The following is a 13,903-nucleotide window of genomic DNA, read 5'->3' as shown; positions in this document are numbered from 1 at the left end:
AACTTATCAAAAATAGAACAATCGTTTTTAAAGACTTTTAGATTATAAAATGGAAGTATCAAGTGCAGTTCCTCACAAAAAGTGATATGATAAGGAATAGAAACAAAAAGAAATGGAGTGGTTTTGTGGACATCACCAAATTAGAAAGTAGCAGTAATCAGGCGCTTATACAAGAAGAGGTTGAGATACTAACTCAGCTTTTGGAGGAGATAACTCAAGGCCTTGTTGGAGAAGGTGTTTACTCGAAAATAAAGGAGTTAACAAGCTTATCAAAAGCTGATGATTATCAAGGCTTACAAGATGTCATCTCGACTATTAGCAACGAAGAAATGGTCTTAATTTCACGCTATTTTAGTATCCTACCTTTACTCATCAATATTGCTGAAGACGTTGATTTAGCCTATGAGGTCAACTATCAAAATAATGTTGATAAGGATTATCTCGGGAAGCTTTCAACGGTTATGGGAATGATTGCGGAGAATGAACAAGGAGCTGATTTCATTAATCATTTAAACGTTGTTCCGGTTTTGACAGCTCATCCTACGCAAGTACAACGTAAAACGATGCTTGAATTGACCAACCACATCCATGAGCTTCTTAGAAAACATCGTGATGTCAAGTTAGGGCTTATCAATCAGGAAAAATGGTATTCGGACATGCGTCGATATATCCAGATGATGATGCAAACGGATATTATTCGTGAGAAAAAGCTCAAAGTTAAAAATGAAATCACCAATGTTATGGAGTATTATCCTACTTCCTTGATTAAGGCTATTACTAAATTGACCCTAGAATATAAGTCATTAGCCGCCAAGCATGGTATCCCTCTTGAAAATCCAAAGCCCATCACAATGGGCATGTGGATTGGTGGTGACCGAGATGGGAATCCTTTTGTAACTGCTGATACCCTTCGTTTATCAGCAATGCTTCAAAGTGAAGTCATCTTGACCTACTACATTGAAAAAATCTCAGATCTCTACCGCCAATTTTCACTTTCAAGTACCTTAACGGCTGTTTCAAAAGGGGTCTTGGACTTGGCTGAGAAATCTTTGGATAATTCAGAGTTTCGTGAAAATGAACCCTATCGTAAGGCATTTAGCTATATTCAAGCAAAATTAGTCAATACATTAATTGATTTTAGAGGTCCTGATGCTGATTTTACAAAGAATTTAAGCAAATTAGGTCAGCTTGCCCGCCAACCGCACACGACTGATTATCATTTGGCTAATGCAGGTCACCGTGGGCTTGTGCATGATTTCTATACAAGTGTTGAGGAATTCAAAGCTGATTTAGGGATTATTCGAGAATCTTTGGAAAACAATGGCATGGAGAGTTTAATCAAGGGAGATTTTACAGAATTATGTCAAGCTGTTGATGTGTTTGGATTCTTTTTAGCAACGATTGATATGCGTCAAGATTCTAGCGTTCAAGAAGCCTGCGTGGCAGAACTGTTGAGAACGGCTAATATTGAAAATAACTATAGTGCCTTATCCGAAGAAAAAAAATGCCAATTGTTATTGAAAGAATTAGTGGAAGACCCTCGTCAGTTATCTGCTACAAACACACCAAAGTCAGAACTTTTAGAGACAGAATTAGCCATTTATCAGACAGCGCGTGAGTTGAAAGACCGTCTTGGTGAAGATGTTATTAAACAACATATCATTTCTCACACTGAAACTGTGTCAGACATGTTGGAATTGGCTATCATGCTTAAAGAGGTTGGACTTTTAGATAAGGATCATTCTCGTATTCAGATTGTGCCACTTTTTGAAACAATCGAAGATTTGGAAAATGCTAAGGGCATTATGACAGACTACTTGAATCTTGATATTGTGAAAACTTGGATAAAAGACCATCAGGGTTACCAAGAAGTAATGCTTGGCTATTCAGACTCCAACAAAGATGGTGGCTATCTGGCTTCTGGTTGGACGCTTTACAAGGCTCAAAATGAGTTGACAAAACTTGGTGAAGATTTTGGTATTAAGATGACCTTTTTCCATGGTCGGGGCGGAACTGTTGGCAGAGGTGGAGGCCCATCCTATGATGCTATCACTTCACAACCATTTGGCTCTATCAAAGACCGCATTCGCTTAACAGAGCAAGGTGAGGTTATTGGAACTAAATATGGTAATAGGGATTCAGCTTACTATAACTTGGAGATGTTGATTTCAGCGACGCTTGATCGCATGGTGACACGCATGATAACGGATCCAAATAAAATAGATGATTACCGTTCGATTATGGAAGAGATAGTCTCTGATAGCAATCTTATCTACCGCGATCTTGTTTTTGGAAACCCTCATTTCTATGACTATTTTTTCAAGGCAAGCCCAATAAAAGAAGTGTCTAGTCTCAATATCGGTTCACGTCCTGCAGCACGCAAAACAATTACCGAAATTTCAGGACTTCGTGCCATTCCTTGGGTGTTCTCGTGGTCTCAAAACCGTGTTATGTTCCCGGGTTGGTATGGTGTAGGTTCAAGTTTCCAACATTTTATTGATAAGGATTCAGAGAATCTAGCTATCTTGCAAGAGATGTATCAATCGTGGCCTTTCTTTAAGTCACTCTTGGCTAATGTGGATATGGTTCTCTCAAAATCGAATATGAATATCGCCTTTCAATATGCTCAAATGGCTGAGAGTCAAGAAGTCAGAGATGTCTTTTTGACAATTCTGGATGAATGGCAATTAACTAAAAATGTGATACTAGCTATTGAGCAGCATGAAGAATTATTAGAAGAACTCCCGAATCTAAAAAACAGTTTGGACTACCGTTTGCCGTACTTTAACGTTTTAAACTATGTGCAAGTTGAGTTAATTAAACGTCTTAGAGCTGGACAACTTGATCCAAGTCAAGAAAAATTGATTCATATTACCATAAATGGTATTGCCACTGGCTTACGTAATTCAGGTTAATAATAGAGAAAACTGGAATCTACTTCCAGTTTTTTGAGCATTTCATCTTTTGCTGGTTTTTAAGTCAGCTTCTGATTTTGCTTTTCTAGGAAAGATGTTATAATGCTAATGTTATTAATGGAAAGATTATAAAATATGCATATCGAAAAAAAACACCTTCTTAATTATTCGATACTCTTGCCTTACTTGATATTATCAGTGTTAGGCTTGATTATCGTCTATTCAACGACTAGTGCAACCTTGGTTGACTACGGTCTAAATCCATTCAAATCAATGATCAACCAGGGTGTCTTCTGGATCATCAGTCTCTTTGCCATATTATTTATCTATCGTCTGAGACTGAATTTTTTAAAAAATTCAAAGATTCTTACTGGTGCTCTAGCTATTGAGGTGATACTCCTACTAGTCGCACGCTTTTTTACGCAAGAAGTAAATGGTGCACACGGTTGGATTATTATTGGACCAATCAGTTTCCAACCAGCGGAGTACTTGAAAATATTGATTATTTGGTTTTTGGCATTTACCTTTAGTCGCAGACAACGCTCAATCGCCGTTTATGATTACCAAGCCTTGACCAGAAGGCGTTGGTGGCCAAAAAGTGGGAGTGACCTCACAGACTGGCGCATTATTTGTTTACTGATGATAGGATTAGTAGCCGCACAACCTGACCTTGGGAATGCTGCTATCATTGTTTTAACCGTTTTAATCATGATTACTGTGAGTGGCATTGGTTATAGGTGGTTCTCAGCTATTTTCCTAAGCATAACTGTAGCATCGACACTTTTCCTTAGCCTGATTGGAGTTGTCGGTGTTGAAACAATGGCTAAGGTTCCAGTGTTTGGTTACGTCGCTAAGCGTTTTAGTGCCTTTTATAATCCCTTTAAAGATTTAACAGATTCGGGACATCAGCTGGCGCATTCTTATTATGCCATGAGTAACGGTGGTTGGTTTGGTCTGGGACTAGGTAATTCCATCGAAAAAAGGGGTTATCTACCTGAAGCAACGACGGACTTTGTTTTCTCAATTGTCATGGAAGAGTTTGGGATGATTGGTGCTTGTTTGATTCTAGCCCTTGTTTTCTTCTTGATTCTCAGGATTATTCTTGTTGGTGTTAAAGCGACAAATCCTTTCAATTCAATGATGGCTATTGGCGTTGGTGGTATGATGCTCATGCAAATATTTGTCAATATTGGTGGTATTTCTGGATTGATTCCGTCAACCGGGGTTACCTTCCCTTTTCTTTCCCAAGGGGGAAACAGCCTGCTGGTATTATCGGTAGCAATTGCTGTTGTTTTAAATATTGATGCCAATGAGAAACGTGCTGAAATCATAGAAGAAGCAGAAAGAGAAGCTGCTAAAGTAGAAGTAGAAGACCTATAAAACCAGATTTTTCTGGTTTTTTTGTTACCTTTTGATGTTGTGAATCGTTATATTAGTGAAAGGTGGTGAGGGATAAGCGTGAAATTGGATGATTACGAAGAAAGTCTAGTCGAAATAGCCAAAGAGATTTCGTTTTATTTGCAAAAAGGAGGTGCTTTGAAGGCAGATGCTGATGACATTTCGCAAGATTTATTTGTCAAATTACTAGAAAGTGATATTGATTTACCTTTTGAAAAATTGCGTGCCTGGATGTATCGGACAGCCATTCGAAAATACATTGATAACTATCGACGTCATATGACTTATCAAAGTATTTTAAGAAAAGAATTTTTTACCCAATCTGCGCTAACCCCTTTCGATCAGGAAGATACTAGTGATTTAGAAGAGATTTTAAAACAATTGCCTGAAACTTATTTTCTTGTCATTGATCTCTTTTATTTCCAAGATTTTTCCATTAAAGAAATAAGTGGTTTGCTAGACATTCGGCAAGCAACGGTAAAAATGCGATTATCTAGAGCTAGAAAACAATTAAAAAAATTGATAGAGAAAGAAGGGAAAACTTATGAATTCACTAAGTCATTTTGAAAAAATAGCTAAAAAATCAAAACGCAAGCATACAATAAAAACAGCAATTTATGCTGCGCTACTTGCTACCTTGTTCTTGGGATTAGCGGTTAAAGGTTTGGTAGAGTTAACCAGCAAGAATGGACGGCGTATTTTAGAACGCTATGAATTCCTGAATCATATTGCCTACCCAAATATGTTTTATAAAAATTATTATTTTAATGCTTCGGGTTTATTTTCCGGAGAGTTTCAATCTAATCGTGTCAAAAATATTGATGGGATTGAAGTTCCTTTTGAACCAATGAAGGTTAAGTACTCTCTAACACAAGTATCAAGCCATGACAGCACTTCTTGGGGCTTATGGGATTCTAAAAATACGGGTGTATATAGTCAAGGACAACAGCTTAAAATACCAGTTTTTTACAATATAAATCATTCTTATACAGACGAAGTAGATCCAGTGGTGACGCAGGATTTGAATGTTATCCCAAAAATGCCTAATCAAGCAGTCGAAGTAGCTGTGACCTTTGACAAACCCTACACTTACTCAGAAATTCAGAAAATGGTTCCTGAAAATGTGTTAGTCAACTGGTACTGGATTGGTAGTAAAAGCCAATTCGACACAACAGCATTTGCTATGGATAATACTTTAGGGGTTATGGGAGACGATGAAGGTAGGCTATCTCCTAGCACTTTCAAGCAGTTCCGACACCATCTAAAGAAAGGAAGTCAATCATTATGGTTAGACAGTAGCTATGGTAGTGATGGAGAGAAGTGGGTGCGGATAAAGGATGAGGCTAAGGCTTACGTCAAAACGAATAAGACCCTCAAAGATGCTACTTTTTCAGGAATTGTGATTAGTGGACGCTCTGAAAATTTAGCTAAAATGAAAGATAGAGACTGGATTTTTGCATCTAATATTGGTCAATCCGTCCAAATTCAGCCCTATCACCAATTAACAAAATAGATGAAAATACTGAAAAGCGTATAAAACACTTGCAATTCTATGACATTCTGATAGAATAAAAGGGTAAAGTTAGACCGTATTGCCTACTGTCTATCTATAAAATATATTTTATTGGAGGCTTTTCCTAAAATGGCAAAAGAAAAATACGATCGTAGTAAACCACACGTTAACATTGGTACAATTGGACACGTTGACCACGGTAAAACTACTTTGACAGCAGCTATCACAACTGTATTGGCACGTCGCTTGCCTTCAGCAGTTAACCAACCAAAAGACTATGCGTCTATCGATGCTGCTCCAGAAGAACGCGAACGCGGAATTACAATCAACACTGCACACGTTGAGTATGAAACTGAAGCTCGTCACTATGCTCACATCGACGCTCCAGGTCACGCGGACTACGTTAAAAACATGATCACTGGTGCCGCTCAAATGGATGGAGCTATCCTTGTAGTAGCTTCAACAGACGGACCAATGCCACAAACTCGTGAGCACATCCTTCTTTCACGTCAGGTTGGTGTTAAAAACCTTATCGTCTTCATGAACAAAGTTGACCTTGTTGATGATGAAGAATTGCTTGAATTGGTTGAAATGGAAATCCGTGACCTTCTTTCAGAATACGATTTCCCAGGTGACGATCTTCCAGTAGTTCAAGGTTCAGCTCTTAAAGCGCTTGAAGGTGATACAGCTCAAGAAGATGTTATCATGGAATTGATGTCAATCGTTGACTCATACATTCCAGAACCAGAACGCGATACTGACAAACCATTGCTTCTTCCAGTTGAGGATGTATTCTCAATCACTGGACGTGGTACTGTTGCTTCAGGACGTATCGACCGTGGTACTGTTAAAGTTAACGACGAAGTTGAAATCGTTGGTATCAAAGACGAAATCACTAAAGCAGTTGTTACTGGTGTTGAAATGTTCCGTAAACAACTTGACGAAGGTCTTGCTGGAGATAACGTTGGTGTCCTTCTTCGTGGTGTTCAACGTGATGAAATCGAACGTGGTCAAGTTCTTGCTAAACCAGGTTCAATCAACCCACACACTAAATTCAAAGGTGAAGTTTACGTTCTTTCTAAAGAAGAAGGTGGACGTCATACTCCATTCTTTGACAACTACCGTCCACAGTTCTACTTCCGTACAACTGACGTAACTGGTTCAATCAAATTGCCAGAAGGTACTGAAATGGTAATGCCTGGTGATAACGTAACTATCGAAGTTGAGTTGATCCACCCAATCGCCGTTGAACAAGGTACTACTTTCTCTATCCGTGAAGGTGGACGTACTGTTGGTTCAGGTATCGTTTCAGAAATCGAAGCTTAATTTTTACAATTAAGTTTTCCCAAAATAACAATTAGAGTCAGACAACTTCTAATTGAGCACTTCCTCTGGGAAGTGCTTTTTTATTTATATTGCTTTAAGCCACATAAATAAGAAAAGCACCAGTTCTGTACTGACCCCAAAAAGTTGGACAGAAAATTAATGAACCTATGCTCACAAGAGTAGTCGCATAGATAGCACTATTCAACGAACGGAGAAGTCTACTAGTCTACTACCAATTAATCATCCTAAGTTGGGGAACAGACAATCTTATCACTGTTACCGTTCTTCATGACAGGTGACTCAGGCTGTTAATCAAGTAAGTGCTGAAGAGGTTACTACAGCTCAAAATCAGTCAATAAATCTAGGAAATACAACATTAGCTAGCGAAACAAACTAAAGATTAGGTAAGACTGAAGATGATGCTGCTAAGCAAGAAATTGGAAAAATTTCTGAAAGTATGTGAAAATAATAGCGATATTTACTCAATTCCTTTAAATCTAGAGGATTTTATGGTAAAATGTAAGTATACTATAAAAATAGAAGAGGTATGTGAAATGTCACGTAAACCAATTATTGCCGGAAACTGGAAAATGAACAAAAATCCTCAAGAAGCAAAAGCGTTCGTTGAAGCTATTGCGGGGAAATTACCAGCAGCTGATAAAGTAGAAGCGGCTATTGCAGCTCCAGCTGTTGATTTGGTAGCTTTGCTTGATGCTAATGTTGAAGGACTTAAAGTTGCAGCTCAAAATACTTATTCAGAGGATGCTGGTGCTTTCACTGGTGAAACTTCTCCAAAAGTGTTGTCAGAGATGGGCGTAGACTATGTTGTTATTGGTCACTCAGAACGTCGTGATTATTTCCACGAAACAGATGAAGACATCAACAAAAAAGCACATGCTATCTTTAAAAATGGTATGACTCCAATCATCTGCTGTGGTGAGTCTCTTGAAACTTATGAAGCTGGTAAAGCTGAAGAGTTTGTAGGAGCACAAGTATCAGCAGCGCTTAAAGATTTGTCAGCAGAACAAGTATCATCACTTGTAATTGCTTACGAACCAATCTGGGCTATCGGTACTGGTAAGTCAGCAACTCAAGACGATGCTCAAAAAATGTGTAAAGCAGTCCGAGACGTTGTTGCAGCAGATTTTGGACAAGAAGTTGCAGATAAGGTTCGTGTACAGTACGGTGGTTCAGTTAAACCTGAAAACGTTGCTTCATATATGTCTTGTGAAGACGTTGATGGAGCACTTGTTGGTGGTGCATCTCTTGAAGCTGAAAGTTTCCTTGCATTGCTTGAATTCTAAGTTAATAAACATGATTACAACTCAACCTTGGTTGAGTTGTTTTCTTATGTGGCTTTAAGCCCAGTCTCGCTCCGATAGGTGCGAGACAAATAAACCACTCGCTATGCGGGTGCGCATTGAATGTTATACAAAAAATCTCCAAACGCGATACAATAAAGGAGTTCAAGCCTACTGTACAGTGAAAGGAGATAATAATATGGCATAAAAGGCACATAGTTTATCGCACACAAAATGGATGTGTAAATATCACATTGTGTTTACCCCTAAGTATAGACGAAAAATCATCTATAATCAATATAGAGAAGTAGTTTGGAGGAGATATAACAAAATGAAATAAAAACATGATATCACAAGTGTACTGTTTTTATTTCATTTTGTTATATTTTTTAAAAATCATATTCAGCTCTTGTTGAATTTCAGTTCTATCGGCATCGCCGCTACCTAGTCTCATTTTGTTTTTCATTAAGTATAAAATCAATTGTTCGTAGCAGTTGAACTAGGATTTATTTTTGGTTAATATAGTCTTTTGAATTAACTTTGATACATCGTTACTTTCGACTCGTCGTACTCAAGTGCTGTCCGTGTCTCAGTTTCTTGTTTGAAAGTTAATTCATTTGACTACATTGGAATTATTCTTTGAAAGAATTTTGATAATTGTTTTTGAGTATACCAAAAACACTCTTGACTATTGAACTGTGTTCTCAAAAGTTGGATAAAAAACTACTGAGTAGGTATACAATTCATAGTTTATCGAGAGTGTTTTCGTGTATGTATGTGGTTCTCATTACTAGTTACGTCTGAGAACTGTTTTTAAGACTTGATAGAATTTATATTTGAGTGGTTTTGGATAATAGTTGAAACTACCTGGTCTTCTTTCAATATAACCGTTGAAATTCTGTTTAAAACGCAGAATGCCATCACTACCATCAAAAGTCCCCTCAACGCCTAAAAGATTATAGTTTAGGATACCTTTTTCAATGCTATCTTTCATGATATATTCTTGAAGGAGAGCAGGGGCGTAGAATTTATTGAATTCGGGGTACGACCCGCTAAAGAAGTAGGTTGTTTCTTGTGGCATTTGGATAAAGAGACTACCAGCTAAGATAACTTCCTTGTCACCATATTTTGCAATAAAGTCCTTAGCTTCAGCTTTTCGAGTATCAAATGTTTCTGATTGACTGCAAAATTCGCGATGTTGGTTGCGTTTTTTCTCTGAATTTGGATTTTTTGCTAGGTCGTTTTCAAGTTTAGTGATTTTTGCTTTTAATTTATCCTGGTCTGTGATTAGATGGTTGAGATAATCTTGGAAGTTTAAGCTGGCAACAAGGAATTTAGCTTTATCTTTAAATCCGTCATATAGGAATTCATAGTATTCAAGGGGTTTGTCATCGTAATCACGACGGTCAGACGTTGAAGAAGTGACTTCTTTGAAAAGATTCAATTCGTCCCGTTTGAGTTGACGAATATTAATGCCAAAGGTATTAGCTTTTTTGACAAGTGCCTTTCCTTTTTTGCTAAAGCTGTTCAAAAGTTTAGACGAGTCAACTGATGCTAGTGGTTTTACATAATGCCAGTCGCTACTTTTGAAACCACTTGTTAATCCTTGAAATTGGTAGCCAGCTTTCTCAAAAATATCAAGTAATTCTTGATTTTGAGGTGATGTTTCATTACCGTTATCGTCATAATTTTGATAACTGTCATAAGGTTTTACAGCAAGCTCGATGGTATTATTATGTTTTGCAAATTCTTTTAAGCCTTCAAGGAAGGGGCGAAGGTATTTGCTGTCATCAAAGACTGGTCCGTAGTGGATTTCTGAGTAAAGGCCACCAGCTACAGGTGTGCTGTATAAAATCGCTGCAACTTGAACAAGATCATTATGATCGACATAACCAATAGGAGAAACTTGATAGCCTCTTTTTTCGAGGAGATAGCCCATCTCAGAAGATTGTTCGAAACTTCGATGTTTTGCGTGATTGACAAAATGATCAAATACGTCCCAGGTTAATGCTTTAACAGGCATTTTAATGTTTGCTCCTTAATTTTTTTCGTAAAGTATAAGCGGTATTGGATAGGTGATAAAGAAGTGGGTTAACGGGTATGTTAAATTCGCCGATGAATTCTTCAATCATCGGATTGAATTTTGATTTAAATTGATACAGCCCACCATCTAACTGGTTTTCAATACCTCCCATGTTTTGCCACTTGGCTCCTTTTTCAAAGGCGTGTTGTGCTGTTTCAAACCAGGTGATAAGAGGAGCGTTATACTGTTTATAATCTTCATCCATGCCGGCATAAATGTTTTCTGAAGTGTCTCCAAAGTTTAAGGATAATGTTGCTGCCAGTGGGACAATATCCTGTTCTTTTTCAAGTTTTTCTGTAAAGAATGCTATATCTTTTTGGTGACGTTTAATTTCGTTTTCTGTTGCTTTTACTTTGCTTTGGCGCGTTTCTTCTGTAAAGGTTTTCTGGAGTTTTAGAGCGTTATTTAGTGCTGTCTGTGCTTGTTCTAATCTTTCGTTAAGATTTAACCTAGCCATGGTAATATAAGCATTGTCGCCATATGTTTTTAGCAATTTTTCGTAATAATCTTTCCCACGTAGGTGAATATGTTTACGCTCTTCGGTCTTTTTCATTAATTTGGCAAAATCATCAACTAAGTCCATGCCGCCAAAAATGATCTCGACTCCTTTATTTCGTGATGATCGAATGTTCTGACGGATTTTTTTAGGCAAAGCAGACTCTGAGAATCCTTCCGAATAAATATTAGCTTGAAAACGAGGCTGGATATTTTGCGCCAAATCTGCAGTTCGACCTGTCCAATAAGCGCCGACATCGGTTAAATTTTTGATAACCTCATGACCGAATGATTTCTCGTTTGATTCTTCATCGACTTTATGATCGGCTAAAAGAATGAAAGGATCGCATTTGATAAAGACGGCTTTTTTCTTTTTACCGTATTTCTTTAAGTTTTCAACAACAAATGCCAATAATTCTTTATTGCTATAATCCATAATAGGCCCACGAGGGCTGTAAATCATTGTAAATCCAAAAGGAAGTGGTTGGACTAGTACAGAAGCGACTGCAACTAATTGATCATTTTCGTAGAAACCGATACGATCATTTCCCCAAGTATCTTTAATATTAGCCCAGGAACTAGATTGTAGTATATTAGTCAGTGGATGATTGATTACAAACTGATCGTGTTCTTCAGCAGAAATACCGATTTTTACAGAATATGTCATTAGTTTAATACCCACTCTCTAATAGCATGTGCGACGCCAGATTCTTCATTTGATTTGGTAATGTACTTAGCGATTTTTTTGAGTTCTGGCACACCGTTTTCCATCACAACTGGCGTTCCGACAACTTCAAGCATGGCGCGGTCATTTTCCTCATCACCAATAGCCATAGTCTCTTCCATAGAAATTCCAAGTTGTTTAGCAAGTGCTTTGATAGCATTGCCTTTGCTGACACCTTTATCGACAACTTCAAGGTAGAATGGTTTGGACTTAACCAACATGAAGCGATTTGCAAAATCTTCTGGGATGTTAGCAATCGCTGCGTCAAGAACCTCTGGCTCATCGATAAACATGATTTTAACGATTTCTTTATTTGCCATTTCCTCTGGTGTGCGGTAATAAACAGGCATATCCACCAAGGTTGCTTCGTGGATAGTGTATTTTCCAATATCGCGGTTGGCTGTATAAATGCCGTCTTTTGTAATGGCGTGCATATGAACACCGAGTTTTCTCGCCATTAGCTCGATGTCAAGGTACTCTTCATATGAAAGAGGAACCTTGACAATATCAGAACCTGTATCTGTTTCTTGAACCAGTCCGCCATTGAAGGTAATGACATAATCACCTTTGTCACGCAGATTGAGTTCATCAAGCATTGTTGTAACACCTGCAATAGGACGTCCTGTTGTGATGATAATTTTAACACCAGCTGCTTTAGCATCCTGAATGGCAGCAAAAACTTCGGGTGTGATTTCTCTGTTTTCATTTAATAAAGTGCCATCGATGTCAATGGCAACAAGTTTGATAGACATAGTCGTCTCCTTTTTCCGTAAAAAGTGCTTCCTATCTAGTTTACTAAAAAACTGCCATTTTGTCATGGCAGAGCTTAGATTATGGGGTGCTGGTCAGGTGGCCATTAGAGATAAATTTTTGGAAATTTACCTTGTCTTGTGTGAATAAATCATCTGTTTGTAACATTTCTTTTGGAAAGTAAAATCGTCGGTCACCATGGATATTACCCGATAAAGATGCTACTAGTGGTGATAAGGCTGATAACTCTTCTTTGCTTCCATCTTTTTCAGCGATATCTATCTGTGTACGTGGTTTGTTGCTTTTAGGTTTATAGACATCGTAAGGCAAGTCTAGATTGATGTGAATGCCTGTGTAGTAATCAGGATCAAATCCGGTCTGCCTCACTAATTTTATCATGTCATTTAACTGCGACGCATTTTCCTCATCAAAACTAATTGAAGTTAAGAGCTTGCGATTGATGAATCGGCTAGCCAAGTCTTTTAGAATGCTGTCTTCACTAGTTATCCAGCTTTGAAAATAGGTATTCATGACACCATCGTCTAGAGCTAGGTAGTTTGCTAGACTGGGATTTTTTTCGAAGAATGGGATGAGATTTGGAGATGTCTGTTGAAAGTATTGTGGATGATTTTGATAAAGAAATTTAGCACGTTTTAAAAGATTTTGTAAGAGAACTTCCATCGCGCGGCTAGCTGGATGGAAATAAACTTGCATATACATCTGATAGCGACCAATTAGGTAGTCTTCAACAGCGTGCATGCCGTTTTTAGCAAAAGCAATACCATTTTCAACAGGTTGAATAACGCGTAAAATCCTTGTTAAATCAAACTGTCCGTAGGAAGTGCCAGTGTAGTAGGAGTCACGAAGTAAGTAGTCCATGCGGTCACAGTCGATTTGGCTGGAAATGAGTTGAACAACCTGTTTGTTAGCATAGGTATGGTCAATGACACTGGCGACTTTTTCTGGGAAATCAGGCGATACTTGACGCAGGATAGCGTTGACTTCGGTTTCTGGATTGGTAATTATTTCCTGTGTGTAGGCTTCGTGGTCTGTCTCAAAGAGTAACTCGAAGGTATGGGAATAGGCACCGTGTCCAATGTCATGAAGCAAGCCTGCTACCATTGTAATGAGAGATTCTTCGGGATTCCATTTATCAGCGTATTGTTGTTCGAAAATCTCTGTTACACGACGGGCAATATCATAAACACCAAGACAGTGGGAGAAGCGGTTGTGCTCGGCTCCGTGAAAAGTATAAGAAGTTGTAGGGACTTGTTTAATACGACGCAGGCGTTGGAATTCTTTGGAATCGATTAATTGTGCAATGATAGGCTCTTTCACATGGATGTAATTGTGGATGGGATCGCGGAAAACTTTTTCTTTCATAGCATATCCTTTCAA

General features: G+C 38.1%; 10 protein-coding genes and 1 pseudogene. 7 read left to right on the top strand and 4 right to left on the bottom strand.

Annotated elements, in window-relative coordinates:
* The first annotated feature begins 125 nt into the window (after positions 1–125).
* The 7 genes and pseudogenes from ppc to A3IA_RS13030 form a co-directional block, all read left to right on the top strand.
* Positions 126–2,915: a phosphoenolpyruvate carboxylase gene (ppc, locus tag A3IA_RS0105840; RefSeq protein WP_018380387.1), complete on the top strand. Its 2,790-nt coding sequence runs from the start codon at positions 126–128 to the stop codon at positions 2,913–2,915.
* Between the two features lie 135 nt (positions 2,916–3,050).
* Positions 3,051–4,295 (top strand): cell division peptidoglycan polymerase FtsW, encoded by a 1,245-nt coding sequence (gene ftsW / locus A3IA_RS0105835; RefSeq protein WP_018380386.1) that lies wholly within the window; start codon positions 3,051–3,053, stop codon positions 4,293–4,295.
* Between the two features lie 72 nt (positions 4,296–4,367).
* Entirely contained in the window at positions 4,368–4,880 is a 513-nt protein-coding gene (locus A3IA_RS0105830) for an RNA polymerase sigma factor (protein WP_026217580.1), read from the top strand.
* Positions 4,858–5,826: an anti sigma factor C-terminal domain-containing protein gene (locus tag A3IA_RS0105825; RefSeq protein WP_018380384.1), complete on the top strand. Its 969-nt coding sequence runs from the start codon at positions 4,858–4,860 to the stop codon at positions 5,824–5,826. The genes A3IA_RS0105830 and A3IA_RS0105825 overlap by 23 nt, the downstream gene beginning before the upstream one ends.
* 129 nt (positions 5,827–5,955) lie before the next feature.
* Positions 5,956–7,152, top strand: coding sequence for an elongation factor Tu (gene tuf / locus A3IA_RS0105820; protein WP_018380383.1), 1,197 nt, complete (start codon positions 5,956–5,958; stop codon positions 7,150–7,152).
* A gap of 554 nt (positions 7,153–7,706) precedes the next feature.
* Positions 7,707–8,456 carry a triose-phosphate isomerase gene (gene tpiA, locus A3IA_RS0105815; protein WP_018380382.1) on the top strand — a complete coding sequence of 250 codons (750 nt, stop codon included), beginning with the start codon at positions 7,707–7,709 and terminating at the stop codon, positions 8,454–8,456.
* Positions 8,457–8,691: 235 nt separating this feature from the next.
* A pseudogene (locus tag A3IA_RS13030) lies at positions 8,692–8,760 on the top strand (transposase); the annotation flags it as partial.
* 483 nt (positions 8,761–9,243) lie between these two features.
* Here the strand turns inward: A3IA_RS13030 and A3IA_RS0105805 are convergent.
* The 4 genes from A3IA_RS0105805 to A3IA_RS0105790 all read right to left on the bottom strand — a co-directional run bounded on the left by A3IA_RS0105805 (position 9,244) and on the right by A3IA_RS0105790 (position 13,888).
* Positions 9,244–10,476, bottom strand: coding sequence for an aminoacyltransferase (locus A3IA_RS0105805; RefSeq protein WP_018380381.1), 1,233 nt, complete (start codon positions 10,474–10,476; stop codon positions 9,244–9,246).
* A 1-nt stretch (position 10,477) separates the two neighbouring features.
* Positions 10,478–11,698 carry an aminoacyltransferase gene (locus A3IA_RS0105800; protein WP_018380380.1) on the bottom strand — a complete coding sequence of 407 codons (1,221 nt, stop codon included), beginning with the start codon at positions 11,696–11,698 and terminating at the stop codon, positions 10,478–10,480.
* Entirely contained in the window at positions 11,698–12,507 is an 810-nt protein-coding gene (gene yidA / locus A3IA_RS0105795; RefSeq protein ID WP_018380379.1) for a sugar-phosphatase, read from the bottom strand. Before yidA ends, A3IA_RS0105800 begins: the two co-directional genes overlap by 1 nt.
* A gap of 79 nt (positions 12,508–12,586) precedes the next feature.
* A complete protein-coding gene (locus tag A3IA_RS0105790; protein WP_026217579.1) occupies positions 12,587–13,888 on the bottom strand; it encodes an HD domain-containing protein in 1,302 nt (433 codons plus the stop codon).
* Between the last annotated feature and the right edge of the window lie 15 nt (positions 13,889–13,903).

The organism is Streptococcus thoraltensis DSM 12221 (genome assembly GCF_000380145.1).
GTDB classification, from domain to species: domain Bacteria; phylum Bacillota; class Bacilli; order Lactobacillales; family Streptococcaceae; genus Streptococcus; species Streptococcus thoraltensis.
This window is presented reverse-complemented; position numbering and strand designations above follow the sequence as displayed.

Coding starts and splice junctions, on each gene's coding strand:
- A3IA_RS0105825 (WP_018380384.1), top strand. CDS start 4,858: ATGAATTCACTAAGTCATTTTGAAAAAATAGCTAAAAAATCAAAACGC.
- A3IA_RS0105805 (WP_018380381.1), bottom strand. CDS start 10,476: ATGCCTGTTAAAGCATTAACCTGGGACGTATTTGATCATTTTGTCAAT.
- A3IA_RS0105790 (WP_026217579.1), bottom strand. CDS start 13,888: ATGAAAGAAAAAGTTTTCCGCGATCCCATCCACAATTACATCCATGTG.
- tuf (WP_018380383.1), top strand. CDS start 5,956: ATGGCAAAAGAAAAATACGATCGTAGTAAACCACACGTTAACATTGGT.
- yidA (WP_018380379.1), bottom strand. CDS start 12,507: ATGTCTATCAAACTTGTTGCCATTGACATCGATGGCACTTTATTAAAT.
- ftsW (WP_018380386.1), top strand. CDS start 3,051: ATGCATATCGAAAAAAAACACCTTCTTAATTATTCGATACTCTTGCCT.
- A3IA_RS0105800 (WP_018380380.1), bottom strand. CDS start 11,698: ATGACATATTCTGTAAAAATCGGTATTTCTGCTGAAGAACACGATCAG.
- tpiA (WP_018380382.1), top strand. CDS start 7,707: ATGTCACGTAAACCAATTATTGCCGGAAACTGGAAAATGAACAAAAAT.